This window comes from Duganella sp. CF458, assembly GCF_900113115.1.
Classification (GTDB): domain Bacteria; phylum Pseudomonadota; class Gammaproteobacteria; order Burkholderiales; family Burkholderiaceae_D; genus Rugamonas.
The window spans coordinates 260,221-284,450 of the sequence record NZ_FOOF01000006.1; the positions used below are offsets into that span (position 1 = coordinate 260,221).

The 24,230-nt window shown below is 66.4% G+C and carries 27 protein-coding genes; 24 read left to right on the plus strand and 3 right to left on the minus strand.

The features are described 5' to 3' along the window. Nucleotides 1-7: 7 nt before the first annotated feature. The 23 genes from sctQ to BM269_RS11835 all read left to right on the plus strand — a co-directional run bounded on the left by sctQ (nt 8) and on the right by BM269_RS11835 (nt 19,286). Nucleotides 8-1,027: a type III secretion system cytoplasmic ring protein SctQ gene (gene sctQ / locus BM269_RS11725; RefSeq protein ID WP_090437187.1), complete on the plus strand. Its 1,020-nt coding sequence runs from the start codon at nt 8-10 to the stop codon at nt 1,025-1,027. Further along, nucleotides 1,024-1,683: a type III secretion system export apparatus subunit SctR gene (sctR, locus tag BM269_RS11730; RefSeq protein ID WP_090437188.1), complete on the plus strand. Its 660-nt coding sequence runs from the start codon at nt 1,024-1,026 to the stop codon at nt 1,681-1,683. Before sctQ ends, sctR begins: the two co-directional genes overlap by 4 nt. 10 nt (nt 1,684-1,693) lie before the next feature. Then, a complete protein-coding gene (sctS, locus tag BM269_RS11735; protein ID WP_090437189.1) occupies nt 1,694-1,957 on the plus strand; it encodes a type III secretion system export apparatus subunit SctS in 264 nt (87 codons plus the stop codon). A gap of 3 nt (nt 1,958-1,960) precedes the next feature. After that, nucleotides 1,961-2,758 carry a type III secretion system export apparatus subunit SctT gene (sctT, locus tag BM269_RS11740; RefSeq protein ID WP_090437190.1) on the plus strand — a complete coding sequence of 266 codons (798 nt, stop codon included), beginning with the start codon at nt 1,961-1,963 and terminating at the stop codon, nt 2,756-2,758. 22 nt (nt 2,759-2,780) lie between these two features. Beyond that, nucleotides 2,781-3,932: a type III secretion system export apparatus subunit SctU gene (gene sctU, locus BM269_RS11745; RefSeq protein ID WP_090437191.1), complete on the plus strand. Its 1,152-nt coding sequence runs from the start codon at nt 2,781-2,783 to the stop codon at nt 3,930-3,932. After that, on the plus strand, nt 3,922-4,392 hold the full coding sequence (locus tag BM269_RS11750; RefSeq protein WP_090437192.1) for a hypothetical protein: 471 nt from the start codon (nt 3,922-3,924) through the stop codon (nt 4,390-4,392). The genes sctU and BM269_RS11750 overlap by 11 nt, the downstream gene beginning before the upstream one ends. A gap of 63 nt (nt 4,393-4,455) precedes the next feature. Next, nucleotides 4,456-4,875 carry an EscI/YscI/HrpB family type III secretion system inner rod protein gene (locus BM269_RS11755; RefSeq protein ID WP_229204603.1) on the plus strand — a complete coding sequence of 140 codons (420 nt, stop codon included), beginning with the start codon at nt 4,456-4,458 and terminating at the stop codon, nt 4,873-4,875. Nucleotides 4,876-4,880: 5 nt separating this feature from the next. Then, entirely contained in the window at nt 4,881-5,666 is a 786-nt protein-coding gene (gene sctJ / locus BM269_RS11760) for a type III secretion system inner membrane ring lipoprotein SctJ (protein ID WP_090437194.1), read from the plus strand. Nucleotides 5,667-5,668: 2 nt separating this feature from the next. Continuing rightward, nucleotides 5,669-6,259, plus strand: coding sequence for a hypothetical protein (locus BM269_RS11765; RefSeq protein ID WP_139232719.1), 591 nt, complete (start codon nt 5,669-5,671; stop codon nt 6,257-6,259). After that, nucleotides 6,256-6,855: a FliH/SctL family protein gene (locus tag BM269_RS11770; RefSeq protein ID WP_090437196.1), complete on the plus strand. Its 600-nt coding sequence runs from the start codon at nt 6,256-6,258 to the stop codon at nt 6,853-6,855. The genes BM269_RS11765 and BM269_RS11770 overlap by 4 nt, the downstream gene beginning before the upstream one ends. A gap of 73 nt (nt 6,856-6,928) precedes the next feature. Further along, nucleotides 6,929-7,162 (plus strand): hypothetical protein, encoded by a 234-nt coding sequence (locus BM269_RS11775; RefSeq protein WP_090437197.1) that lies wholly within the window; start codon nt 6,929-6,931, stop codon nt 7,160-7,162. 3 nt (nt 7,163-7,165) lie between these two features. Then, entirely contained in the window at nt 7,166-7,573 is a 408-nt protein-coding gene (locus BM269_RS11780; RefSeq protein WP_090437198.1) for a hypothetical protein, read from the plus strand. Continuing rightward, nucleotides 7,570-9,522: a type III secretion system outer membrane ring subunit SctC gene (sctC, locus tag BM269_RS11785; RefSeq protein WP_090437199.1), complete on the plus strand. Its 1,953-nt coding sequence runs from the start codon at nt 7,570-7,572 to the stop codon at nt 9,520-9,522. The genes BM269_RS11780 and sctC overlap by 4 nt, the downstream gene beginning before the upstream one ends. 168 nt (nt 9,523-9,690) lie before the next feature. Beyond that, nucleotides 9,691-10,155, plus strand: coding sequence for a toxin co-regulated pilus biosynthesis Q family protein (locus tag BM269_RS11790; RefSeq protein WP_229204604.1), 465 nt, complete (start codon nt 9,691-9,693; stop codon nt 10,153-10,155). Beyond that, entirely contained in the window at nt 10,152-11,894 is a 1,743-nt protein-coding gene (locus tag BM269_RS11795) for a PilN family type IVB pilus formation outer membrane protein (protein ID WP_229204605.1), read from the plus strand. Before BM269_RS11790 ends, BM269_RS11795 begins: the two co-directional genes overlap by 4 nt. Nucleotides 11,895-11,904: 10 nt before the next feature. Continuing rightward, nucleotides 11,905-13,173, plus strand: coding sequence for a type 4b pilus protein PilO2 (gene pilO2 / locus BM269_RS11800; protein ID WP_090437200.1), 1,269 nt, complete (start codon nt 11,905-11,907; stop codon nt 13,171-13,173). Continuing rightward, entirely contained in the window at nt 13,163-13,669 is a 507-nt protein-coding gene (gene pilP, locus BM269_RS11805; protein WP_090437201.1) for a type IV pilus biogenesis protein PilP, read from the plus strand. Before pilO2 ends, pilP begins: the two co-directional genes overlap by 11 nt. Continuing rightward, a complete protein-coding gene (locus BM269_RS11810; protein WP_090437202.1) occupies nt 13,666-15,273 on the plus strand; it encodes a GspE/PulE family protein in 1,608 nt (535 codons plus the stop codon). Before pilP ends, BM269_RS11810 begins: the two co-directional genes overlap by 4 nt. Then, entirely contained in the window at nt 15,263-16,333 is a 1,071-nt protein-coding gene (locus BM269_RS11815; protein WP_090437203.1) for a type II secretion system F family protein, read from the plus strand. Before BM269_RS11810 ends, BM269_RS11815 begins: the two co-directional genes overlap by 11 nt. A 50-nt stretch (nt 16,334-16,383) precedes the next feature. Beyond that, a complete protein-coding gene (locus tag BM269_RS11820; protein WP_229204606.1) occupies nt 16,384-16,938 on the plus strand; it encodes a type 4 pilus major pilin in 555 nt (184 codons plus the stop codon). A 29-nt stretch (nt 16,939-16,967) separates the two neighbouring features. After that, complete coding sequence (gene pilM, locus BM269_RS11825; RefSeq protein WP_090437205.1) at nt 16,968-17,462, plus strand: type IV pilus biogenesis protein PilM; 495 nt, start codon at nt 16,968-16,970, stop codon at nt 17,460-17,462. Then, nucleotides 17,459-18,826 carry a shufflon system plasmid conjugative transfer pilus tip adhesin PilV gene (pilV, locus tag BM269_RS11830; RefSeq protein ID WP_090437206.1) on the plus strand — a complete coding sequence of 456 codons (1,368 nt, stop codon included), beginning with the start codon at nt 17,459-17,461 and terminating at the stop codon, nt 18,824-18,826. The genes pilM and pilV overlap by 4 nt, the downstream gene beginning before the upstream one ends. Continuing rightward, nucleotides 18,804-19,286 carry a lytic transglycosylase domain-containing protein gene (locus BM269_RS11835; RefSeq protein WP_170860353.1) on the plus strand — a complete coding sequence of 161 codons (483 nt, stop codon included), beginning with the start codon at nt 18,804-18,806 and terminating at the stop codon, nt 19,284-19,286. The genes pilV and BM269_RS11835 overlap by 23 nt, the downstream gene beginning before the upstream one ends. A 16-nt stretch (nt 19,287-19,302) precedes the next feature. Here BM269_RS11835 and BM269_RS11840 read toward each other — a convergent pair whose 3' ends face one another. Continuing rightward, entirely contained in the window at nt 19,303-19,992 is a 690-nt protein-coding gene (locus tag BM269_RS11840; RefSeq protein ID WP_090437208.1) for a response regulator transcription factor, read from the minus strand. A gap of 200 nt (nt 19,993-20,192) precedes the next feature. Between BM269_RS11840 and BM269_RS11845 the strand changes: the two genes are divergently transcribed. Further along, on the plus strand, nt 20,193-21,287 hold the full coding sequence (locus BM269_RS11845; protein WP_090437209.1) for a type IV pilus twitching motility protein PilT: 1,095 nt from the start codon (nt 20,193-20,195) through the stop codon (nt 21,285-21,287). Nucleotides 21,288-21,328: 41 nt separating this feature from the next. On the opposite strand, the gene BM269_RS11850 is transcribed toward BM269_RS11845, so the two are convergent. Both BM269_RS11850 and BM269_RS11855 read right to left on the minus strand, forming a co-directional pair. Further along, entirely contained in the window at nt 21,329-23,530 is a 2,202-nt protein-coding gene (locus BM269_RS11850) for a hypothetical protein (RefSeq protein WP_090437210.1), read from the minus strand. 56 nt (nt 23,531-23,586) lie between these two features. Continuing rightward, nucleotides 23,587-24,099: a CesT family type III secretion system chaperone gene (locus BM269_RS11855; RefSeq protein ID WP_090437211.1), complete on the minus strand. Its 513-nt coding sequence runs from the start codon at nt 24,097-24,099 to the stop codon at nt 23,587-23,589. Nucleotides 24,100-24,230 lie beyond the last annotated feature (131 nt).

Genomic DNA, 24,230 nt, shown 5'->3' on the forward strand with positions numbered 1-24,230 from the left:
GGCCGAAATGGCTGAAACGGAGTGGCTGCCTGCCGCACACGCGAAGGCAATGCGATTGCAGAAAGATGCGATCGGCGCCGCCGGCGCGGCATTGAGCCGCCGCGTGGCGTGCGGCCTATGGTGCAGCCATGCCGGCATGTCGTTGCACCTGGAGTCCGCCGTGCATGGCGCCGATCCGCATCAGGAAAGCGGCATCCCGGGCATCGCCCTGGAAGGCCCGCACGGAACGTTCTACCTGGAGCATGGCGCGGCCCTGCTGCACGGCCTGACCGGCGTCGATCCGATGGCGGCAGCGGATGCGCCGGCGGCGCAGCGCGAGTGGCTGGATGGAGCGTTGCTTGGCCGCCTGGCAGGCACGCCGCTGGCCGGCATGCGTACCCTGCGGCGCGATACTGCGCCGCCGGTGGCGGCCGGGCTGGCCGCCATGCACCTGCGCCTTGACGATGGCGCGCATATGGCGGGCGCGCTGATCCGCGCCACGCCCGAATCCTGGCTGGCCTTGCTGGAACGCCACGAATGGCAACCCAGGACGCAAGCGTTGGAGGCGCTGCATGCGCTGCGCATTGCCCTGCCGGTCAAGCTGGGCAGCCACTTCCTGCCGTCATCGGCGCTGCAAGAGCTGGTCGCGGGCGACATCATCCTGCCGGACAGCACCCGTTTCGATACGCAGGGCCTGGGCCGCCTGCCGCTTGGCGGCATGCTGGCGCAAGTGCGCTATGCGGCACCGGGCCTGCTCACCATACTTACCATGGAGACGCAATTGAACTACGACAGCGAAGACGAAGCGGGCGGCGTGGACGATGCCGCCCTGGACCAGCTACCGCTGGCCCTCAGTTTTGAACTGGGCACGCTCCAGCTGAGCCTGGGACAGTTGCGCACCCTGGCCAGCGGCGCCGTGCTGCAGCTATCCCAGGGCAGTGCCGACAGTATCGCCATCGTGTGCGCTGGCCGCCACCTTGGGCGCGGCGAGGCGGTGGACGTGGACGGGCGGCTGGGCGTGCGCATCACTTCATGGAGCGCGGCATGATGAACGGGCAGACGGATGTCGTCTCATTCTCGCTGATGCTGGCGGGACTGGCGCTGATCCCGCTGCTGGTGGTCACGACGACGTCCTTCCTGAAGCTCTCCATGGTCATGCTGGTGTTGCGCAGCGCCATCGGCGTGCAGCAGGTGCCGCCCACGCTGGCGATCTACGGCATTGCGCTGGTGCTGACCGGCTTCATCATGGCGCCCACGATCCAGCAGATCGGGCAGCGCATGGCGCAGCCGGCGCCGCCAAGCGCCAATGTCCAGGCGCCGCCGGGCCTGGCCAAGGCGATCGACGCCTTTGAGCCGCTACGCGCTTTCATGATCAAGCATGGCAATCCGGACCAGCGTGAACTGTTCCTGGCATCGGCGAAGAAGCTATGGCCGGAGGACTATGCGAAGCAGGCGCGCAACAACGACTTGCTGGTCCTGATTCCGGCGTTCGTCGTATCCGAGCTGCAGGCCGGCTATGAGATCGGCTTCCTGATCTACATCCCGTTCGTGGTGATCGACCTGCTGGTGTCGAATCTGTTGATGGCGCTCGGCATGCAGCAGGTCAGCCCGCAAACCATCACCATCCCGCTCAAGCTGCTGCTGTTTACGCTGGTGGGCGGCTGGGGCAAGCTGCTGCATGCGCTGGCCGCCTCTTACGCCTGAAAGGATTGCCATGGCAGATACGCTGAACTTTTTCCAGCAGGGCCTGTGGCTGGCCGTGATGCTCTCCGCGCCGCCACTGATCATCGCAACCCTGTGCGGCGTGACCGTATCGCTGGTGCAGGCGGTGACGCAGATCCAGGACCAGACCTTGCCGTATGTGGTCAAGCTGGTGGCCGTCGCTGTCACCCTGGCGAGCATGGGACGCTGGATCGGCGTGCAACTGATCCAGCTGACGGACCTGGCGTTCACCATGCTGCCCGCCGTGGGGCGCTAGCCGATGCAAGCGTCGTTGCTGCTGGATATACAGAATGCCCTGGTGGCGCTGGCACTGGTGACGCCGCGGGTGCTGGTGTGCCTGGTGATATTGCCGGGATTCGGCCTGAACGTCCTGACCGGCATGGCCAAGAACATGGCCGCAATGGCGATCGCGCTGCCGGCCGCGCTGCCGACCTACTATGCGGTGCAGCGTTTCGGGCCCGATATGCTGACCTGCGGCATGCTGATCTTCAAGGAAGCGGCCATCGGCTTGCTGCTGGGGGTATTGACCACCATGCCGCTGTGGGCGGTGCAGTCGGTCGGATCCATCCTGGACAGCCAGCGTTCGCCGATCCAGATCCAGACCAATAACGCCGGCGTCGACCGGGATGCCAGCATCATCGGCGGCGTGATGGTGCAGGCGGTGGTCCTGGTCATGGTGCAGGCCGGCCTGTTCGTCGCCCTGGCGCGCATCCTGGTGGAAAGCTACGCCGCCTGGCCGGCCTGGTCGCTGGCGCCACCCTATGAACCGGGGCACCTGGACCTGCTGGTCAAGCGTTTCGGCGAGCTTTTCTGGCACATCGTGGTGTACGGTGCTCCTGTGATCATTCCATTGATCCTGATTGAACTGGCCTTTGCGCTGATCGGCGTGTTTGCGCCCAACCTGCAGGTGTCGTTCGCTTCGTCGCCGATCAAGAGCCTGACCGGCGTGGTGATCCTGCTGTTGTACTGGCCGACCCTGTCGCACCACGTTGCGGGCGACTTTTCCAAGCTGTTGGACCTGGCGGCCGGCCTGCTCGGCGCCCGGCAAGGGCCGTGATCGCCCGGCACAGGAGTGCAGCATGAGCGAAGAAAAGAACGAAGAGCCCACAGACAAGAAGATCGACGATGCCCGAAAGAAGGGCCAGGTCGCGTCCAGCCGCGACCTGGCCCGCCTGGCAACGTTGGTCGCGGTGGCCGAAGCGGCCTTCGCGACGGAGCCTGTTTGGCGCGAACAATTGGATGGCCTGTTCGAGCTGGGGATCGCCAGCGTGGGCCGTCCTTTCGAGGCTACTCTTTGGAATATGCTGCAGGCTGCAGGCACGCTGCTGATCGTCACCTTCTGCAGCTTCTTCCTGATCTGCATTGTGGTAGGCGTTGCGGCGCACTGGGGGCAGTTCGGGGTCCTGGTCGCGCCGGAAGCGGTGACGCCCAAGTTCGACAAGCTGAACCCCGTCAACGGCTTCAAGCAGCTGTTTTCCAAGAAGAAGCTGGTGGAACTGCTGATCGCTGTCGGCAAGGCTGCCTTGATCGGCTGGACGGTGTACGTGCTGGCGCGCGGAGCGCTGCCGGCGATCGTCCAGCTCTCCACCGGGGAGCCGAAGGATGCCTATTTCGGCTTTATCGCAGTATTGAAGTCCATCTTCCATTCGGTTGTCATCATCTGCCTTGGACTGGCGGCGATCGATTTCGCGACGCAGAAGTACTTCCACAAGAAAGAGCTGATGATGGACATGGAAGAGATCAAGCGCGAATACAAGGAATCGGAAGGCGACCCGATGGTGAAGGGCCAGCGCAAGCAACTGGCGCGCCAGTGGGCCAACGAGGCGCCGGTGGAACGCACCGACGACGCCAATGCCGTGGTGGTCAACCCGAGCCACTTCGCGGTGGCGCTGTTCTACGATCCGGAGGCGGGCATGGTGCCGCAGGTCCTGGCCAAGGGGCGCGACGCGACGGCGCAGGCCATGATGGCGCGCGCGCGCCTGCGCGGCATTCCGATCATCCGCCACGTGTGGCTGGCACGGACCCTGTATGCCGGCTGCAAGCCGGATATGGACGTGCCGCGCACCAGCTACGAGGCGGTAGCCCAGGTCTATGCCGTGGTCCTGGAGTTGCAGCGCATGGGACAGCAGGGCGGGGAGGTGGAACTGGAGGAGCACGGCGATCCGCCGCCGGGCATGCTCGGGTTGAGTGCGGACGAAGCGGCCGCGCAAGGAGACCGCAATGCGGGTTAAAGCCAAGGAGACCCTGGGCCAGTCGCCGCCCCAGCCGGCGGCGGAAACGGAGCCGGCACCACCGACGCACGGCAAGCACGCCAAAGCACCGCGGCCACGCCCGCCGCGCTCGCAGATGGCGGGCGGCTGCCTGTTGTACAAGCCGGAGACAACCGCACTGGCCGCCGATACCATGTGCGATGACGGAGCGCCGGCGGCCCAACTTCCTGCGCGGGTGCCCGAGCCGGACGATGCGTTCGAGCCGGACGGCGAAGATCGCGCGCGGCATCTTGCCATGGCCGGCGGCCAGGCCCATCCCTTGCTGCGCCGGCTGGTGCCGAAACCTGCCGCGACGCTGCCGCCGGTGCGTCCCGGCTCGCGGCTGGCCTGCGAGCGGCGCTGCGGCGGCGCGGGCTGCGACCCGGCCAACAGCCATGGCTGCGGTGGCGTGTTCTGCCTGGATCCGCAAGAGCAATTGTGAGGGAACCGCGCGCGTTCCGCTTGCCACCCATCCGCAGTGGATTGAATTTTTTTTGGAGACAGCGTGGATACTCGACTCAGCATGGCGGTGCAAGGCGCCGCATCCGGCCTGGCAGGCAAGCCCGTGCCACAGGTTCACGATCCCGCGGCAGCCGGCGAGGGCGCGGCGAGTTTCAAGGTACAGCTGCAGGTGCAACAGCAGCAGTTCCATTCCGGCGCCCAGCAGGACCTGGCACCGGCGCCTGTCGGCAAGGACAGCCTGGCGGCCGTGATGGCCGAACGGGCCGCTGGCCTGGCGGGCGACGTCAACCGCCACCAGCAATACGTGTCGCGCATGCTGGAGCGCGCCACAGCCAGCGGCGATTCGCTGCACCTGATGCATGCGATGCTGGCCCTGAACGATTACCAGCTGCGGGTCCAGACCATCTCGAAGGTGGTATCGCGGGCCGGCAGCTCGATCGATTCGCTGACCAAGCTGCAGTAAGCGCCATGGTCAAGCGTCTATTCTCCCTGGCATTGTGCGCACTGGCACTGGCTGGTTGCGGCAAGGCGGTGGTCCTGCAGGCGTCACTGCAGGACGCGGATGCCAATGAAATCGTCCTCGCGCTCACGGGGCAAGGCATCGAGGTCGAAAAGCACCAGGACAAGTCCGGCGTCAGCCTGACCGTCAAGGAAGCCGACCTGTCGCGCGCCACCAGCACCATGCAGGCGGCAGGCCTGCCGCGCCGCAGCCGTTCCAACCTGGGCGAGGTTTTCAAGAAGCAGGGCATGATCTCGTCGCCGATGGAAGAGCGCGTGCGCTACATCCATGGCCTGTCGGAGGAACTGGAGTCTACCCTGCAGCTGTTCGACCGGGTATTGTCGGCGCGGGTGCACGTGGTGCTGCCGGAGCGTATCGCCCCGGGCGAAGCGATCCAGCCGTCATCCGCCGCGGTATTCATCCGCTATCGCCCGCCGCTGGATGAAGACGCGATTACGCCGCGTGTACGGCGCCTGGTTTCGTCTAGCATACCGGGCTTGAGCGGCGAAGAGGGGCGCAACAAGGTATCGGTCGTGATGACGCCCGCCGAAGCGGCGCCCGCCCCGCCTGCCTGGACCAAGGTCGGGCCTTTCCATGTGGCGCAGGAATCGGCGTCCGGCCTGCGCTCCGCGCTGGCGGTGCTGGCGGTGCTGGTGCTGGCGGGGATGGCTTATGCCGGCTATGGCCTGCTGCGCAACCATCGCCTGTTTGCAGGCCTGCGCAAGCGTCGCGCACCGGTGGCGGCGGGAGAGTGATCGTGGCGCATGCCGGAGCCGTGGAGTTCCTTGACTGGTGGTTCGATCCATCGATGCGGGCCGACGGCGCTTCGCCGTTGTCACGCCGCCTGGGCTACCGGTTCTGGTGCGGCGAGCATGGCGTACGTCCCGACTTCCCGCGCGCATCCGACAGCGCCTGGCAGCAATTTGCCGGATGCGATGCGGCCGTGCTGCTGCCTGCCGCCCGGCTGTACGGGGCCTTGCTTGCCGCGCGCGAGGGCAGGCATGATGCCTTGGCCGGCCTGCCTGCCGCAGTGCGGCGCTGGAGCCTTGCCACGGCGGCCATCCAGCCGCTGGTGCGGCTTTGCCGGCCAAGCGGGGACCTGCGGTGCGATGGGTTGCGCGAACTTGCCTGCGCCATGGAAGCCGGTTTTCCCGGCATGTGGGACCGCCTGCGCCTGGCGTTGCCCGGCGAGCAGGCCGCCGATGCAGGCGCGGCGTTGACGGGCTTCATCCTGCGCGGGATGGTCCCGGGCGCGTGCAGCGGCGCAGCGGCGCGCAGGCGCCTGCGCTGCTGGGGCTTGTGCCTGGAGCAGGCGGGCAAGGCGCGATTACAAGGAGAGTTGGCATGACTGGTTTCTGCAAAGCGCGCCTGGACGCGGACCCGCGCCTGCAACCGCTGCACGGCATACTGCGCGGTGACGCCATCGAGCGCACGGCGGATGCGCATGTGCTGGCGGGGCAGATCGTCGAGCAAGGCCGGCAGGAGGCGCAGCAACTGCTGGCGGCAGCGCGTGAAGAGGCACGCCTGGCTGTCCACGAGGCGCAGGCGCGCGTGCTGGAGCAGGCCATGCGGCTGCAGCAAGGCATGGATGCGGCCATGGCCGAATTGCTGGAGCAGGCGCAGCACGTGGTCGCCGAGCTTGCCGGCGTCTTGTACGACCGGCTCGTGCTGGAAACCACGGCGCAGGAAAAGGTGGCGGCAGGCTGCCGCCGCCTGCTGCGCGAAGCACCGCCCAAGCTGGTGAATGCCGTGCTGCGCCTGCACCCGCAGGACATGCCGCCGCCACCAGGCCTGCCGTGGCCATGCGAAGGCGACGACCGGCTGGAACCGGGCACTTGCAAGCTGGAGGCCGACAGCGGCGAATGGCGCGCCGATTTCAGCGCGGCTGCGGCGGCCTTGCGCCAGGCGCTGGCAAGCTTGCCCGGCATGCAGGCCGCTACCTGAATTTTCCCGTGCCGGGCGAACCGACGTCCTCCCTGGCGCCACTCACCTGTAGATCACTTCTCAGGAGAGCGCCATGTCCAGCAAGCTGAATCCCGTTGTGCAATCCCTGCATCGCCTTGACCGCAAGTTCGAAGGCGTTGGCGACCAGCTGCACGAGTTTTACCGGCGCCAGGCCAACGGCGAAAAGCCGAATCCAAGCGAGTTTACGCGCCTGCTGGAACAGCAATCGCTGACCCATAGCGCAATGACCGCGCAATTCAACCTGCTGCAGAAACCCCTGAAAACCGTTCTCAACGAATCGAAATAAGCCATGAGCGACGATATCGCACGCTGGCTGGAGGACCTGCCGGCCGACGCGCCCCTGGTTCTCGACGGCGAATCGGCCTACCTGCAGCCCGCATCCGGTGGTGCCGAACTGGGTGCCATCCTGTTGCGCGAGGCGAGCGATGCCCAGCTGGAAGAGGCTGCGCGCACCGGCTTCCAGGGTGCCCGCCAGTTCGAGGCCGGCCTGGCCTTGCGGGCCGACGGCGCGCTGGTCCTGTCGCAATGGCTGCCGCAGGCGGAAAGCTGGCTGGATGCCGCGCCGGCGCTTGAGCAATTGTTCAACCAGCTCGCCATGTGGCGCATGGCGGCAGCCCCCGCGCGCGCACGCGCCAACAATTCCCCTGACCAGAGCGAGCAGCGCATCCGCGCCCTGTTCGCGGGAGTGCAGCGATGAAGTGTCCTGCCATCTTCAAGCGCCTGCTGCTGTTGCTGGCCATGCTGCTGTTGCCGGCCGGCGCATCGGCAGCCATTCCGGCTTCCTGGAAGGGAACGGGATTCGCCATCAACGCCAGCGGCATGACGCTGCGCGCGGTGCTGGACGAATTCGGCCGCGTGTACGGCGTGCGCGTGTCGATGGAGGTGCCGGGCCAGAAAGCGATGAATGGCCGCCTGGCCGCCAACAGCGGCAGCGAGTTCCTCAACCGTCTGGCGCCGCTGTGCCTATGCGGCTGGTTCGTCTACAACGAAGTGCTGTACATCGTTCCCGCCAGCGACCACACCTCGGTGCGGCTCGACCTGGGAGACGATGCGGTGCAGGATGCCAAGGCCGCCATGGTTGGCGTGGGCCTGTTCGACGAGCGATTCGGCTGGGGCGAGTTGCCGGACGTGGGCACGGTGATCGTGAGCGGCCCGCGCAGCTATGTGAAGTTCGCGCGCCAGATCCTGCTGCCCGACGAGCAGCGTGCCAAGGTGCGCGGCAGGCGGGTGATGGTGTTCCGCCTGAAGTACGCCAGCGCCATGGACCGCACCATCAATGCGCGCGGCCAGACCGAAATCATCCCGGGGGTGAAGACCATCCTCTCCGGCCTGCTGCTGGGTCCCACCTCGGCCGAGAAGCTGGCCGACACCAACCAGTTCGATGTCGGCAGCCCGAAACGTTCGCACCGGCCGAAGGGGAGCGCCGGTGCTGCGCAGGAAGCGCCGCGCGGCGGCAATGCCTTCGTGCCGATCTTCTCTCCGGCCCAGGGCGGCAATGCGCCGCTGCCCGCCACGCCGCCGCAGGGAGAGGGTTCCGGCAAGAAGGCGCAGGGCGGCAGCGCGGAAAACGGCAAGCCGCGCATCGAAGCCAGTGCGGCAATGAACGCCATCCTGATCTACGACGACGTGCAGCAGCGCGAGATGTACGCCGCCCTGATCGCGGAACTTGACGTGCCGCCGCAGCAGATCGAGATCGAAGCATTGATCATCGACATGGACCGCAGCAACCTGGCCGAAATGGGCGTGGAGTGGGGCGTGCGGGCCGGCACCAGCAACCTGACGTTCAATTCCACGGCAGGCGAGTCGCAGGGAAGCGACCTGCCATTGCCTGGGGCCACGCTCCTGATCAGCAACATCAACCGCTTCTATGCCCGCCTGAAGGCGCTGGAGGCGAAGGGCGAAGCGCGCGTGCTGGCGACACCGACCGTGCTGACCCTTGATAACGTGGCTGCCGTGCTGGACCTGAGCCAGACGGCCTACGTGCCGCTGGTCGGCGAGCGCGTGGCCGACCTGGCCGACATCACGGCCGGCACCATGCTGCGCGTGATCCCGCGCCTTATCCGCGAGGCGGACGGCGCCAAGGTGCACCTCGAAGTCGACATTGAGGACGGCTCCCTCGATGGCGCCGGCAATAGCGGGCCGGGCAAGGATTCGCGCAGCAATGTGCGCGTCACGCGTTCGACCATCAGCACGCAAGCCATCGTCAACCTGCAGCAGACCCTGATGATCGGCGGCTACCGCGCCGAGCGGATGGCCACGGACAAGCAGAAGACCCCCGTACTGGGCGACCTGCCGCTGGTCGGCGGCCTGTTCCGCAACCAGACCGAATCGCGCAGCACGCGCGAACGCCTGTTCCTGATCACGCCGCGCATCAGTGGCCAGGACCGGGCGTACACGGCACCGGCGGCCGGCGGCACCCGGCGGGGTGGGGCCGCATCGGAGGCTCCGCGCCAGCTGGCGGCGCTGCCTCCGCCCCCGGCACCGGGCAAATCCGCCACCACGCAATTGCCCTTGCCATTGCCGCTGCCGGCGCCGCCTGCCGCCAAGGATGCCGCGCCGGCGAAGATGCGCGCTCCCGCGCCTCCCTCGGGCGAACGTTCGCCCTGGGCCCTGATCCCCGCCGCCGTCAGCCCCGAACAGCGTTGACGCGCGTCTCCCCGCGGGGTGAGGATTGTTGAGCCTTGTTGAGAAATTCGGAATGCACTTTCGTCTATATTTCTCCTAGCCCTGGCGCACTTGCGATGCAAGCGCTCCTGGCGGCGGCAAGGCTTTGTTGATGTCATCTGCCAGCAATGGCCATCAGGAGGAAGAGCGTTGAACCTCAATATCACATTGAATGGCGCGGCCAAGGTTTCCTTTGCGGCGCTTGGTCTTTCGCTGTGCTGCGGCACGTTTGCCGCGGAATCGGCGAAGCCCGCGGCAAGCGGCAAGCCGGCCAAGCCCGCGCTGCGGTCCGCCAACGGCAAAGGCCGTGCCATAGCGGTCGCGGCACCGGTCAGCGAGCCGGCCGTACGTGCGGCACCGGACGCCTGGGACATCGTCCCGGCCGACAAAACCCTGAATTCTGCGCTGGCGCGCTGGGCCGGCGCAGCGGGCTGGCAGTTGCTATGGGAGCTGCCGGTCGACTACGCGGTGCAGGTGCGCACCACCGTGCCAGGCACCTTCGAAGAAGCTATCGCCACGGTAGTGGGCAGCATGGACAGTGCGGAAATGCCGATCAAGGCGGTTTTCTATAAGGGCAACAAGGTGTTGCGCATCATCGGCCGGGGTGCGCAATGATGCGCCGCCCGATCACCCAATGCCTGCCGGTTCTGGCCTGCGCGGTGCTGTCCCTGAGCGGCTGCTCCGACCTGGCCGACCGCGTGTCCTCCAACGCCGATGCCGCCGATGGAACGACGTCCGGCCTGGTCAAGGAAGTGGGGCGCAATGCGCGCGGCGCCGTGGTGCCGGCATCGGCCCGCGTGGTGCACGAACCGGGCATCTGGTTGGGCAAGAACGTGGTCAAGCTGGGGCAGCCGCCGTTGCCGGCAGTGTTCCACCAGCCCGCGGCGTTCGACCGCAGCATCTATTCCCTGTCCGAACTGGCGGAACGCCTGACGCTGCGCTCGGGCATTCCGAGCCGGGTCAATGCCGACGCCTCCAGCGTTGCCGCCAGCGCCTTCAAGCGTGGCGGCGGCCGCCTGCCTTCGCCGCCAGCCATGCGGCAACCGGCCGGCGTGCCTGCAATGCCGCTGCCGCTGCCACAGGGCATGCCGGGCGAGCAGCCGGTGGCGGGCGACGCGCCGCTGCGCAGCGGCGCCGCCGACGCCAGCGTCAGCTTCCAGCCTGACTTGCAGGGTGGTATCCGCGTCAGCTATGCCAACGGATCCTTCAAGGGATTGCTGGATACGATAGCGGCCCGCTTCGGCGTCTCCTGGAAGTATGCCGACGGCGTGATCCAGTTCTACCATACCGACGCGCGCACCTTCCAGATCAGTGCCGTGCCGGGCGATGCATCGTTTGCCGCATCGGTGACCAGCGGGGCGGCTTCGCTGGCCGGCGGGGGCGGCTCGGGTGGCGGTTCGGGGGGCACCGGCGGCAACAGCGGCAGCTCGGTCTCGGCCAATAATAGCCAGAACACCGGCGTGGTGTCCAAGCTGTCGGTGTACAACGGCATTGAGAACGCGGTGAAAGTGATGCTTTCGCCGCACGGCAAGGTGTTGGCCGCGCCGGCGACGGGCACCATCACGGTGGTCGATACGCCCGATACGCTGGAGCGCATCGGCGCCTATATCGAAAGCGCCAACCAGGCCCTGTCGCGCCAGATCGTGATGAACGTCACGGTGCTGTCGGTCAGCCTGGAGCAGGGCGACGAGTACGGCATCAACTGGAACCTGGTGTACAACAGCCTGAAAAACAAGTACGGCCTGCAAAACACCTTCAACACCACCCAGGGCGCGTCGGCGCTGTCGGCCGGGATCGTCGGCAACTCGCGCTTCAGCGGCAGTACGGTGGTCGCCAAGGCGCTGGCGGAGCAGGGCAAGGTGCGGCGCCAGACCACGGCGTCGGTGGTCACGCTGAACAACCAGCCGGTGCCGGTGCAGGTGGCACGCCAGACCACCTACCTGCAAAGCTCGCAGACCGCGATCGTGGCGCAGGTCGGCACCACCACCACCATGGTGCCGGGCGTGGTGACGGCCGGCTTCAATATGAGCATCCTGCCGCATGTGCTCAACAACGGCGCGGTGATGCTGCAGTTCTCGATCGATATTTCGACCCTGCGCAGCATCCGCGTCATCGAGAGCAATAACAGCCGCATCGAGTCGCCGGAGCTGGATACCCGCAACTTCCTGCAGCGCGTGTCGATGAAATCGGGCGAAACCCTGGTGATCGGCGGCTTTGAGCAGACCGACGAAAACGTCGATCGCCAAGGCGTGGGCAAGCCGGACAACTACCTGCTGGGCGGCGGCGTCAAGGCCAAGAGCAACAAGGAAGTGATCGTGGTGCTGATCACCCCGATGGCGATGGCCGGTACCTGAGGAGGGCGGTATGGGCATTCATATCATCCAGATCGACAAGGCGCGCTTCGTCTGCGGCCTGTTCTGGCAGTCGCTGTCGCGGCCGCGCGAACTGCAGCGCGAAGCGATGGAACTGGGACGCAAGATCGGCTCCGACCTGATGGTGGTGCGGCGCGACCAGTCGACCGCGCAGGCCGGCTATGCGCAAAGCAGCGACGGCGCGGCGCGCACCCTGTATTCGCTGGGCGCGGCGGTATCCAAGACGGTGGCCATGGAAGGCGCTTTCTACGACGGGCTGCTGCAACCGGTACACAATTGGCTGGCGGCCTTGCAGCTGCCGGACGGGAAGTGGGCTTATTTCGCCGTGCGCGACGCCAATTTCCTGCCCAACGGCGACTTCGCCGGTACCAAGGAAGAAGTACTGGAACGCCTGTACGGCGACTATGCGCTGGGCGGCTGGAACGTGGTGATCGGCGACGAAAGCCTGGCGGGACAAGGTTTTCACAACTTCAATGCGCGCCGCATAGAAAGCCTGCTGCCGCACCGCAAGGACGGCAGCCTGCGGATCTTCCGCTGGTGGCGCCTGCGCCCGATCGCGGCCCAGCGCGCGCCGGAGTGGCGCCTGGCCGCCGGCGTCGCGCTGGCCGTGGTGGGCGCAGGCCTGTTCTTCGGATGGAGGCAGTGGCAGGCGCGGCGCGAGGCCGAGCAGGTCGTGCTGGCACAGCGTGCCGCCGTGCCCAGCGCGGTGCAGCGGCCCTGGATCGGCCAGCCTTTGCCGTCCGCCGCATTCCGCGCCTGTTTCGACCGCCTGGACCACCTGACGCCCGGCGGCTGGCGGCTCGACGAATACAGCTGCACGCGCGGCCAGTTCAGCTATGCCTGGTCGCGCAATGCCGCCACGGTTGCCACCTTGCGCGACGCCGTGCCGCAAGCCGTGATCGATCCGACCGGCGACAAGGCGACCCTGAACGGGGCATTGGCCGCGTTGCCGGCGGCGCGCGGCGAAGAGCTGCTGGCGGCGCCGCAGGCGATCGAACCGCTGATGGCCCAGATGCAGAACCTCGGCCTGTCGCTGCGCCTCAACAAGCGGGCGGCGGCGCCTGTCGCAGCGTCCATGGGGCCGGCGCCGGCGGCCGGGCCGGCGGTCCAGGATTGGCAAGCCTTCGGCTTCCAGCTCGATGCCCAGGGCGTGGCGCCGCAACAACTCGCGGCCATGCTGGAACGGCCCGGAGTGCGCATCGAAAAGATCAGCTATCGCGGTATGGCATGGTTACTTGAAGGAGTCATTTATGCAAAATAATCAGACCAGGGGCGTCGCTGCGCTGACGCTGGCACTGTGCATGCTGCCGCCGGCGGTGGCGCGCGCGGAAAGCACGGCGGCCAGCCTGACCCGCATCGAGGCGGAAACCATGCTGCTGCGGGCCCGCGAAAAACAGCTCGAGGTGCAGTCCTCCATCATCACCAAGCAGAACGAGATCGCCGCCAAGCAGACCATGGGTGCGATGCTGAGCCAGCCCGTGGTGGTCGGCGACCCGGTGGTGCGCGCCGTGGAAGGCTTGGGCGACACCATGTTCGCCACCCTTGAAATGTCGAACGGCAGCGTGGCCGAGGTGCAGGTCGGCAGCGTGCTGCCGGGCGGCATGCGCATCGTCTCGATCCAGAACAATGAGGTGATGGCGAGCGCGCCGGGACGCAAGCGCGTCCGCCTGTCCGGCTATACCCAGCAGGTCAACGCCTTCAATCCTGGCACGCCGGCCCCCTTGCCGGTGGCGGCGGCGCCAAGGAGCGCGCGATGAAACTGCGCATTGCGCTGCCAGGCATGCAGGCCGGCGCGCAGTCCCCTGGCAATGCGCCGGCCGAAGCGCCGCTGCAAGGCGCTGCGGTGCTGAGCCACGCCGGCCAGTTCGAAGCCAGCGCCGAGGAGCGCAAGCTGGTGTGCCTGCTGGCCGATGGCCGCCTGCTGGTGGCGGTCGGACAGGACATGAATGCGCACGTGCTGTCCTACCAGGCGCGCTTGCAGCGCATGCAGAAGCCGTTCCGCGTCGAGCACGCGAAGATCGACGAGTTGCGCCACCTGTACGCCAGCGGCAATGGCGCGCTGGTGGAGCGGCGCCAGGAACACTCGATGATGCAGGTGACGGCCAAGGATCTGCTGAGCCGTGCCTGTGCCGCGCGCGCCTCCGACATCCACATCCGGGTGCGCCAGCGCGCCACCGAGATCCTGTTCCGCGTGCGCGGCGACCTGACGCCGGTCGGCGTCCAGACGCGCGAATACGGCGAGCGCCTGCTGGCCACCCTGTACGGCGCGATGGCCTCGGTCTCCGACAGCTCCTACAAGCCGACCGAGCGGCAGGATGCCAGCATCGCCGACCGCGACAAGCTGCCGCCCGAGCTGCACGGGGTGCGCATCGCCACCGTGCCGACCAACGAAGGCACGCTGATGGTGCTGCGCCTGCTGTACCTGGACGCTGGCGACGGCGAACTGTGCCCGCTCGGCTTCAGCGAGCAACAAGCCGCCATGCTGCAGCAACTGAAGGAACAACCGATCGGCATGAACATCATCGGCGGGCCGACCGGCTCCGGCAAGTCGACCACGCTGCAGCGCATCCTGTCCGGCCAGATCGCCGAGGCCGAGGGACGGCGCCACGTGCTCACCATCGAGGATCCGGTCGAATACCCGATCGACGGCGCGGTGCAGACCTCGGTCACCAATGCCGGTTCGGAGGACGAGCGGTCGCGCCTGTTCGCGGCAGCCATTTCGAATGCCATGCGGCTCGACCCGGACACCATCATGGTGGGCGAGGTGCGCGACCGCGCCTCGGCCCAGAATGCGGTGCGCGCAGCCATGACCGGGCACCAGGTCTGGACCACCATCCACGCCAACAGCGCGCTGGCCATTGCCGACCGCCTGCTCGACCTGGGACTGGCTGCCAGCCAGGTGGCGGACCACACGGTGGTCACGGGCTTGATCAGCCAGCGCCTGGTCAAGGCCCTGTGCCCGCACTGCAAGCTGCCGCTGCACGCCGCCCCGGCGCCGTTGCCGCCCGCCGTGATGGGCAGGCTGCGCGACGTGGTGGCGGACCTGCGGCGCGTGCACGTGACCGGGCCCGGCTGCGAACATTGCGCGGGGCACGGCAGCATCGGGCGCACGGTGGTGGCAGAGATCATCCTGCCGGACGACGAATTTTTCGGCCACGTACGGCGCGGCGACAAGGCGGCAGCACTGAGCTACTGGCTGCGCTCGGGCGGACGCACGATGGTCGAGCACGCGGTGGAAAAAGTCGCCGCCGGCCTGGTCGATCCGCGCATGGCCGAACAGGTGCTGGGCCACCTGAATGCCGGCGCGGCCCTGGCGCGACGCCGCCTGCAGGTGGTGGAGGAGGGCTGCGATGCGCGTTGAAATCGTGCGTTACTGGGCGCGTACCCAGTTCAATGCTTCCGAGCGGGTGCGCCTGTACCGCAAGATCGCCAAGATGCTGGCCGGCGGCCTGCCGCTGCTGCGCATCCTGGAGGAACTGGCGCGGCGCAATGCCGGCCCTGGCGGCGACAGCACCCTGTCGCTGGTGCTGGACGACTGCCGGCGCATGGTGCAGAACGGCCAGCTGCTGTCGGACGGCCTGGCCTGGTGGGTGCCCGGCACCGAGCAGATGATCATCATGGCGGGCGAGCAGTCCGGCCGGCTGGAGGGCAGCCTGCATGCGCTGGTGGATGTGGTGCAGGCGGGGCGCCGCATCAAGACCGAGATCCTGAGCGGCGCCGCCTACCCGCTTGCCATCCTGGTCATGATCGCGCTCTACATCTGGCTGTTCGGCGCGCTGGTGATCCCGCAGTTCACGCGCCTGGTCGACCCGGCGGGCTGGCACGGCGCGGCCCTGTCGCTGTACCGCATGTCGCTCTGGGTGCAGGACTGGATGCTGTTTGCGGTGGCCGGAATGGTGGTCTTCATCGCCGCCATGCTGGCCTCGCTGCCGCTATGGCGCGGCAATGTGCGGGTGTTCCTTGACCGTTTCGCCCCATTCTCGATCTACCGCCTGATCGTCGGCAGCGGTTTCCTGATGGCGTTTGCCGCCCTGCAGGCGGCCGGCGTCACAGTGGAGAAGTCGCTGGCGCGGCTGTCCGTCAAATCCGAGCCCTGGCTGCGCGAACGCCTGGACGGTGCGCTGATGGGCGTGCGCTCCGGCCTCAATTGCGGCGAAGCGCTGCGCCATGCGGGCTACGGTTTTCCTTCGCCGGCCATTATCGACGACCTGTGCGTGTACGCCGATTACAAAGGCTTTTCGGAAGCGCTCAAGCTGCTGGCGGCCGAATGGATGGAAGAGGGCGTGGAAGCGGTTGCCCTGCGCATGAAAGTATTGAACGGCTTCGCCATCGTCACCCTGGCATTGGTGATCGCCTGGCTGGTGACCGGCTTCTTCGGCATCCAGCAGGAAATCGCCGCCGCCACGCGCGGCGTCGGCTGAAGCCTGGCCGATTTACCTGACAGACCAGTCACACAAATGGAGGCATGACCATGAATCACCTGTACCAATCGCAGCAACGTTCCAGCCGCATGCCATCGCCGTTCCGCCAGCGCGGCGCCTCCCTGCTGGAAGGTATCGCCTACCTCGGCATCGCCGCCGTGGTGGTGCTGGGCGCCGTGTCGCTGTTGGGCGGCGCCTTCAGCAGCGCCAAGTCGAACCAGGCCACGGAGGAAGCGGTGGCCATGCGCACCGCCGTGCGCAAGCTGTACATCGGCCAGTCGTATCCGGTGGAGAGCCTGGTGCCCACGCTGATCGCCGCCAACGCCATCCCCAGCACATTGGCCAAGAACACCGAGGGCAACACCCTGAAAAACAGCTGGGGCGGCGCCGTCACGGTAACGGGAACCGCCGCCGGTTTCGAGATCACTTATGCATCGGTACCCAAGGATGTCTGCGTCAACCTGATCAGCGGCGCCAGCGGCTGGGTCGAGATCAGCGGCGGCGGCAAGGCCATCACCACCTTCCCGGTCTCGGTCAGCGATGCAACGACCGTGTGCACGGTGGCCGGCGCCGCCGGCAACGCCGTGACGTTCAAGGGCGCCTGAGGCGTATCAAAGCACGCAGGGGAGGCAGCATGTGGAATGTCGTGATACTGGCACTGGTGATGTCGATGGCGGGCGCCTACGTGGCGCTGGCCGAGCACCATGCCGCGGCCGGGCAGCAGCACCTGGCCGAAGCCAGCGCCGAAGGCATGGCGAATTACCGCAGCGCGGTGGTGGCCTATTTCCAGGCCAATGACCTGCGTGCCACCAGCGTCAGCATCGATACGCTGAAAACCAGCGGCGTGCTGCGCGCCTGGCCCCTGCTGGAGGCGCAGCCCGCTACCGCCTGGGGCAATTATCGCGATGCGGCCGGCACCATCTACATTTACGCCCGCCAGTTGCCGCGGCGCGAATTGACGCGTGAAATCGTGCGGCTGGCCCGCAACTCGGTGCTGGCCGGCAGCTACCGGCGCGGCGTCGCCAACCTGCAATCGCCGGTGTACGGCGACACCGGCATCCCGCTGGCGGCCCTGGCCAGCCTGGCGTTGCCGGACGGGGTGCCGGTCTGGCTGGCGGTGGCGCCATGACCGCCCGTCGCCGCCAATCCGGCGTCGGCATGCTGGAACTGCTGGCGGCGCTGGCCGTCGGCGCCGTGCTGCTGCTTGGCTTGACCGGCATGAGCGACAATTCGCTCGACGAGCTGCGCGGCCAGCAAGCCGCCTATTACCAGGCGCAGGTGGTGCATGCGGCAGAACGCTATATGCAGGCCCACCATGACGAGATCAAGGCGGCGACACCGACCGCCGCCACGGTGCTGGCGGTCAGCCTGGAGCAACTGCGCGCCGGGCATTTCCTGCCGGCCGGCTTTACCGACCTGAACGCCTACCAGCAGGGCACTTGCGTGCTGGTGCGCCAGCCCGATGCCGCCGCCGCGCCGGGCAAGTTCGACGCACTGGTGGTCACCAGCGGCGGCAAGCCTATCGGCGACAAGGACCTGGCCGCCGTGGCCCTGCACGCGGGGCCCGGCAGCGGCTTCATCACGGCACGTGAACCGGCCTTTGCGCGCGGCGCATCCTGGCGCATGGAAACCACGCCTTATCGCGGCATCACCTGTGCCGGCGGCGCCGGTGCGGTGCTGCAGGGGACGGCAGCCGATGCCGGCCACCTGGTGTCGAACCTGTTCTACGATGGCGCCGGCCAGATGGCGACGGACTTCCTGTACCGGGGCAGGGTGCCGGGCCGGCCGGAGCTCAATCGCATGGAAGTCGCATTGCGGCTGGGGACAACCGCGCTGGCCAATGCGGGCGACTCTTGCCTGGACGAGAGCGGGGCCACGCCGGGCTTGACCATCGACGCCGGCAGGCGCGAGCTGCTCAGTTGCGACGCGACGGGCCGCTGGATGCCGGCCTCCTCGTGGAAGGCACCGGTCGAGGCCTGGAGCGACCTGCCGGTGGCCGGCAGCCTGCGCGGCGACGTGCGCATGGTGATGAACCTGAGCCGCGCCTTTACCTTCGACGGTGCGGGTTGGGCGCCGCTTGCCCTGGACAAGGACGGCAACCTGGATGCGCCGGGCGAAGTGAAGGCGCGCAACCTGCGTGCGGTCCAGGCGATCGAATCGGAAGGTACCATCCACGCGGTCGCCGACATCGCCAGCGACCGCGACCTGCGGGCCGGCCGCGACCTGGACGTGCAGCGCGACGCCAACGTGGTGCGCTCCGTGCTGGCGCGCAGGATAGAAGCGAGCAGTTGGATGGCGGCCCCCTCGATCAACCTTACCTCGGTCAAAGTGGCGGCCGGCGCCTGCCATTATTGGGAATGGAGCGACCTGGAAGGCCGTAGCGTATTGAAGTTCCCAGCCGGTACCGTCGTCATGGATGCCGACATGCGCCCGCTGATTTGCGGCCAGGACCACACCTTCAGGTATGCCAATGGAAACTACACACCCAATTAAGCGCCGCGCCGCGGCGCTGGCGGCCTGCCTGTCGCTGGCCAGCCTTCCTGCACACGCGTGCTGGGAAGAAGCCGCGACCTGGTACCGCGTCAATCCCTACCTGTTGTATGCGATCGCCAAGACCGAATCGGGCCTGAATCCGACGGCCATCAACCGTAACAAGAACGGCAGCTACGATATCGGCCTGATGCAGATCAACAGCAGCTGGCTGCCGACCTTGCGCAAATACGGCGTGGAGGAAAAGGACCTGTACGATGCCTGCACCAGCATCCAGGTCGGCGCCTGGATCCTGGCGCAGAACATGCAGCGCATGGGCGTGACCTGGGAAGCGGTGGGCGCCTACAACGCGCGCGATCCGGCCAAGCGCATCAAGTATGCGCTGAAGGTGCGCAAGAACCTGCCGGAAGCGGCCCTGGCCGAACAGGCTGGCGGGGGAGGGGCGAACGATGCGGCGTACTGATGGCAAGCTGGCCGTTTTACTCCGGCGTGCACAGCTCCAGGCGGTAGCCCTGGGTGTAGGCGGTGCGGATCATGACGATGCGCTTGTCGCCGACCTGCAGCTTCTTGCGCAGCTTGTAGACGTGCTGCTCGATGGTGCGGCCGGCCACTTCGCTGTCCGTGCTCCAGATCACGGCGCCGATGGTGCTGCGCGAAATATAGACGCCGGGCGACGAGAAGAACAGCCACGCCATGCTGAATTCGCGCGGCGTCAGCTCGATCTGCCGGCCAAGGAATTGCAGGCGTCCGCTGTCGCGCTCCAGGTTGTAGCCGGCGTATTCGATGCTGCGCCGCTGCGGCGCATTGCCGCTGCGGCGCAACAGGGCGTTGGCGCGTGCCAGCAGTTCCACCGCTTCGAAAGGCCGCGGCACGAATTCGTCGGCACCGGCGTTCAGCACCTGGGCCGCCAGTTCGGCGCTGCGCATAGGCGACAGTATCATCACCGGGGTCGCATCGCCGTTGCGCATGTTCAGCCAGGACAGCAGGCTGTTGTCCGCCTCCGGCTCGCTGGCAAGGTCGATCAGGATCAGGTCGACGTCGTCGCGGCGCACGCCCCGCAGCAACGCAGTTTCCGAAGCAAAGCGCTGCACCTCGAAGCCGGCCCGCAGCAGAACGCTATGTACCAGTTCGTAGACTTCAGCACTTTGGATATGGCATGCGATCTTCATGTTCGTCCAAACTTAATAGTCACTCCGGCCTGCACGTGCTCAACAGAATTTAATTGGCAATAGTAAACACAATCTTGTATTTTTGCTGCCGCTTCCGCTATCGTGTGCGGGCGTCAGCGCAGGGCGAAGGAATGTGCCTTGCATGCGCAACTGTGTAGAATTACGTAGCCTGAATCATTTTCATCTTAGAGGTGACCCTGATGTCCAACGATACTTCGCGCGCCAGCGACTTCCAGCAGAAGTTCATGCAGCTGGTGAGCGGGCAGCAAAGCTTTTCCGATATTCACCTGGAGCAGGGTGCTGCCGCCATGGTGAAAACACCGCGCGGCTGGCAGCAATTCCATGAAGGCCCGCTGACGCTGGGCGAGCTGCGGCCTTTGTTGGACAGTATCGACGAAGACTGGGAAGACAAGATCGTCGAGAAGGCGCTGGACCGCCCCTTCGTGCTGCAGAATTGCCGCCTGCGCTGCAACGTCTACCGCCTGGGCGCCGGCGCCAAGGTAGCGCTGTCGGTGCGCCGGCTGCCGCTGGAACCGTTGCCGCTGGAGCGCACGGGGTTGCCGTCGTATGTGCGCACCATGCTGGAATCGAACAAGGGCTTGATCCTGGTGACCGGTCCGACCGGGTCGGGCAAGACCACCACCATCGCCTCCATGCTGGACTACATCAATACCAACCGTAACGGCCATATCGTCACCATCGAAGAGCCGATCGAATACACCCTGCAGCGCAAGCAGTCGATCATCTCGCAGAAGGAAGTGCCGGTCGATACCGCCAGCTTCTCCAGCGGCCTGCGCGAAGCCTTGCGGCAGAAGCCCGACGTGCTGATGGTGGGCGAGATCCGCGATTACGATACGGCCGAAACCGTGCTGCACGCCGGCGAATCCGGCCACCTGGTGCTGGCCACCATGCACACCGGGAATGCGGTCGGCGCCATCAGCAAGCTGCTCAGCTTCTTCCCTGTCGACCAGCGCGCCCAGCGCTCGGCCATGCTGGCCAGTTCCCTGATCGGCGTGATCTTCCAAAGCCTGCTGCCGTCCGAGAATGGCGAGAATTATGTGCTGGCCAGCGAGATGGTGTTCAACCACAACCAGCAGATCGCGCCTTACATCGTCGATCCGGACAAGCTGCACATGATCAGCGACTATATGAAGCGCAAGGAAGACAGCATGTCGCGGCCGCTCAACGAAGTGCTGCAGCAGCTGGTTGCGCGCAAGGAAATCAGCGCGCGCGATGCGCTGCGCGTGGCCTACAACCGCCTCGAACTGCGCGAAATGCTGGGCAATACACGCTAATGAAATGAAAGAGGTCCGGCGCTGGCCGGACCTCGCATACCCTATGGCTGCTGCGTGCTGCGCCCTTGCTCTTCGTCCGGGGGCGGCGCTTGTTTATGACGCATTTTCCCGATCGCCTTCGCCGCGCCCTGGCCAGCTTTCTCGGTCAGCACCGCGCCGGTCTGGGCCGGGAACGATGAAATGCCGCGCAAAACGTTGTGGGCGCCCTGCGGAATGCGCTTGAAGCCTGGTGGCGCTGTGTGCGTCGCCTTAGCGCCGTCCTTGAGGTAGACCGGCGAAGCGGCGTTTAGCGGGCCGGATAGCACCCGGTTGGTCAAGTCCGAGGTGCCTGCCGGATTGAGATTCTTGCCCTCAGCTGAGGCAACGATGCCGGCGAAGAATGGCATCAAGGTCAGGTAGGACTTGAAGCCTTCCAGAACAGCGTGGCAAAGCCGGTTTGCCGTGTTGCCGCCGTTCGGATCGCGGGCGCGGTCCAACGCATCGCTGGCGTAGGTCTGGACGGCAGTGGCCATGGTCATGCCGACACCGGCGCCCCAGATCCTGCTGTACAAATCCACCCGGTTGGCCGATTGGGTCAGGTCAAGCTTCTGCGACGAATTCCACATGCGCTGCAAGGCTGAACGCGGGTTGGTATGCTTGGAAAACACTCGCGTGGGCAAACCGTCGTGATGGTCCGACAAGGCCATCAGGTTCTGCGCGGTGGCCATGGCGCCGCCGCCCGCGAAGGATGCGGAAGCCCTGGCATGGATCGAGTTGGCCAGTTCCGTCGCATTGCTCAAAGCATCGCGGATCGCGTTGGCTGAAGCGAAGGAGGCGAAGCCGGCAAAGTCGCCCTTGAGGGTGCCGAAGCCGCCCTTGAGCGCGTGGTCCTGGAATTCCTTCCTATCCTTGATGCTGGCGTCGTTCAGTGCAGCGTGCTCGTCGTCGGAATGCACCTGCAAGCTGCCCTGGGTGTTGAACTCGATGCGCGGCGCATCGGGGAAGTAGACATCCGCCTGCACCGATTCGATGGGACGTATCCAGCCCCCCACTTCGGTGAGGCTGTGCAAGCCGTCGCGTGCGATATCGCCGACCAGCTTGTGCGCCGTGCCCAGCGCAACGGCTTGCGCCAGTACGCCCGCCACCAGTTCGACGGGACGGTTGACATGTCCGTTCAGGACAGCGGTGGAGGCCAGGAGCGCAGCGTTGCGAGCATAGCCCCAGTGCGCAGCGGAGGAAACGGCTTGCGGCAAGCCTTGGCCGATGGCTACCTTGGCGATCTTGGGCACGTTCTCCTTCAGGCCCTGTTCCTTGATGTTGATGGCACGGCTTTTCAGGCTTTCCAGATGCTCGGCATGCAGAATGAAGTTGCTGGCCTGGTGGAATTCCTTGAGCTCCGCTTTCGCCGCATCCAGCTTGGGTTTGGCGACTGCCGTATCGGCCTCGCGCTTCGTTTCGGGCCGCACTCCTGGCACTGGGACCTTGTTCGACGCTTTCTCCATGTCGATCTGGCAGGCGAGTGCTTTCAGTTCCAGCTGGTTTTCGCGGTCGGCGACGCGCACCTTGAAAGCCGTCTGGCTCAACTTGACGTTGCCGATCATGGCCTGGTTGCGCGGATCATCCGCTTCCAGCTTGGCGATGACGTGCCTGTAAGCGGAATCCAGCGCGGTGGCGCGGTTCGCTTCGAGGGTGACCGAACCGGGTGCACCCAGGCCTGGAGCAATCGTCGCCAGGGCCTCGGGCGGCAAGGGCGGTGGCAATTCGGGGTGGCCTTCCGGATTGATGATGGCATCGAGGGTTTCTTCGCTGACGGCGCCGCGCGTGCCGAGTGCCACCTGGCCCGATACAGCGCGCTGCAATACCGCACCTGAAGCCAGGCTGTCCAGGGCTTCCTTGCCGAGGCTGCCGCGCAGGGCCTGGCCTTCCAGCGCAAACTGGCGCGCCAGGATGTCCAGGTTGAGCGGCCCATGGCGTTCAAGGTCTTTCAGCAACGGGCCTTTAACGGCGGCCAGCTCGGCGTCGCGCGCACGCAGGGCGTCGGCAATCTCCTGGATGTGCGGCGGCAGCTGGGCATGTGCCGTAGCGCCGGCATGCGCCGGGATGCCCGGCTGCGCGCTCGAAGAGGGTTGCAGGCTCTGGTTGGTCGGCGCGTGCCTGACGGGGAGGGCACCTTGGCCCGGGTTTGCCTGGTTCTGGTTTTGCAGCCATTGGTGCATCGCGATCGTGTTGTTCAGCGAAGCGATGCCGGGGAAATTTCCAAACATGGGATCTCCTTCGGGACGAATGTATAAGGACGGTGAAAGAAAAAGCGCGACGTGTCTTATGCCGGGCTGCTTTCCGCCCCGTTACCGGATTGGCGCAACTGCGCGTCAAGGCGCGAGCGCGCGCCCTGGGCCGTCTTGCCCCCCTTGTCGTTCGAGGTGTCCTTTTCGTCCAGGAAGTAAGTTGTGCGCCACTGTTCGGCGACGGCTGCGAAGTGGCGCAGCATGGCCAGCGTGAGCATGCCGCTGGACTGGTCCAGCGGCAGCATGCAGTACAAGACGACCTGTTTGATTTCGGTGTTGTAGCCGAAGGTGGCGTTGTGGCCTGACCCGGCCAACAGGAGGTTGGTCTCCAGCAGCCGTTGCAGCACGAGTTCGCGCGACTCCGCCGGTAACGGGCCTAGGCCGCAGTAGATGTTGACGATATGCGGCGCCTGCTCGCCGCCATGGCGCAGCAGGAACTGGGTGCCGCCGATATCGAGTTCGGCCTTGTCGTACAGGGCGCGCGGGTCGGGGATCTGCGCGTGCTCGCAGATCTGGTTGATCAGGTTGCGGTAGACGTCGATGCTCATGTTCACTCTCCAGTGATGGGTTGGGGGACGCGATGCTGGAGATGAGTAGGGAATGCGCGGCGCCGGTTCCACCGGAGACGGAGGGGAACTTTCCGCCGCTCCGCGCTACACATGGGGAATGCCTCGTCACC

Excerpts from the sequence above, each read along its gene's own strand:
- sctQ (WP_090437187.1), top strand. The coding sequence starts at position 8 with ATGGCTGAAACGGAGTGGCTGCCTGCCGCACACGCGAAGGCAATGCGA.
- sctR (WP_090437188.1), top strand. The coding sequence starts at position 1,024 with ATGATGAACGGGCAGACGGATGTCGTCTCATTCTCGCTGATGCTGGCG.
- sctS (WP_090437189.1), top strand. The coding sequence starts at position 1,694 with ATGGCAGATACGCTGAACTTTTTCCAGCAGGGCCTGTGGCTGGCCGTG.
- sctT (WP_090437190.1), top strand. The coding sequence starts at position 1,961 with ATGCAAGCGTCGTTGCTGCTGGATATACAGAATGCCCTGGTGGCGCTG.
- sctU (WP_090437191.1), top strand. The coding sequence starts at position 2,781 with ATGAGCGAAGAAAAGAACGAAGAGCCCACAGACAAGAAGATCGACGAT.
- BM269_RS11750 (WP_090437192.1), top strand. The coding sequence starts at position 3,922 with ATGCGGGTTAAAGCCAAGGAGACCCTGGGCCAGTCGCCGCCCCAGCCG.
- sctJ (WP_090437194.1), top strand. The coding sequence starts at position 4,881 with ATGGTCAAGCGTCTATTCTCCCTGGCATTGTGCGCACTGGCACTGGCT.
- BM269_RS11770 (WP_090437196.1), top strand. The coding sequence starts at position 6,256 with ATGACTGGTTTCTGCAAAGCGCGCCTGGACGCGGACCCGCGCCTGCAA.
- BM269_RS11775 (WP_090437197.1), top strand. The coding sequence starts at position 6,929 with ATGTCCAGCAAGCTGAATCCCGTTGTGCAATCCCTGCATCGCCTTGAC.
- BM269_RS11780 (WP_090437198.1), top strand. The coding sequence starts at position 7,166 with ATGAGCGACGATATCGCACGCTGGCTGGAGGACCTGCCGGCCGACGCG.
- sctC (WP_090437199.1), top strand. The coding sequence starts at position 7,570 with ATGAAGTGTCCTGCCATCTTCAAGCGCCTGCTGCTGTTGCTGGCCATG.
- BM269_RS11795 (WP_229204605.1), top strand. The coding sequence starts at position 10,152 with ATGATGCGCCGCCCGATCACCCAATGCCTGCCGGTTCTGGCCTGCGCG.
- pilO2 (WP_090437200.1), top strand. The coding sequence starts at position 11,905 with ATGGGCATTCATATCATCCAGATCGACAAGGCGCGCTTCGTCTGCGGC.
- pilP (WP_090437201.1), top strand. The coding sequence starts at position 13,163 with ATGCAAAATAATCAGACCAGGGGCGTCGCTGCGCTGACGCTGGCACTG.
- BM269_RS11810 (WP_090437202.1), top strand. The coding sequence starts at position 13,666 with ATGAAACTGCGCATTGCGCTGCCAGGCATGCAGGCCGGCGCGCAGTCC.
- BM269_RS11815 (WP_090437203.1), top strand. The coding sequence starts at position 15,263 with ATGCGCGTTGAAATCGTGCGTTACTGGGCGCGTACCCAGTTCAATGCT.
- BM269_RS11820 (WP_229204606.1), top strand. The coding sequence starts at position 16,384 with ATGAATCACCTGTACCAATCGCAGCAACGTTCCAGCCGCATGCCATCG.
- pilM (WP_090437205.1), top strand. The coding sequence starts at position 16,968 with ATGTGGAATGTCGTGATACTGGCACTGGTGATGTCGATGGCGGGCGCC.
- pilV (WP_090437206.1), top strand. The coding sequence starts at position 17,459 with ATGACCGCCCGTCGCCGCCAATCCGGCGTCGGCATGCTGGAACTGCTG.
- BM269_RS11835 (WP_170860353.1), top strand. The coding sequence starts at position 18,804 with ATGGAAACTACACACCCAATTAAGCGCCGCGCCGCGGCGCTGGCGGCC.
- BM269_RS11840 (WP_090437208.1), bottom strand. The coding sequence starts at position 19,992 with ATGAAGATCGCATGCCATATCCAAAGTGCTGAAGTCTACGAACTGGTA.
- BM269_RS11845 (WP_090437209.1), top strand. The coding sequence starts at position 20,193 with ATGTCCAACGATACTTCGCGCGCCAGCGACTTCCAGCAGAAGTTCATG.
- BM269_RS11850 (WP_090437210.1), bottom strand. The coding sequence starts at position 23,530 with ATGTTTGGAAATTTCCCCGGCATCGCTTCGCTGAACAACACGATCGCG.
- BM269_RS11855 (WP_090437211.1), bottom strand. The coding sequence starts at position 24,099 with ATGAGCATCGACGTCTACCGCAACCTGATCAACCAGATCTGCGAGCAC.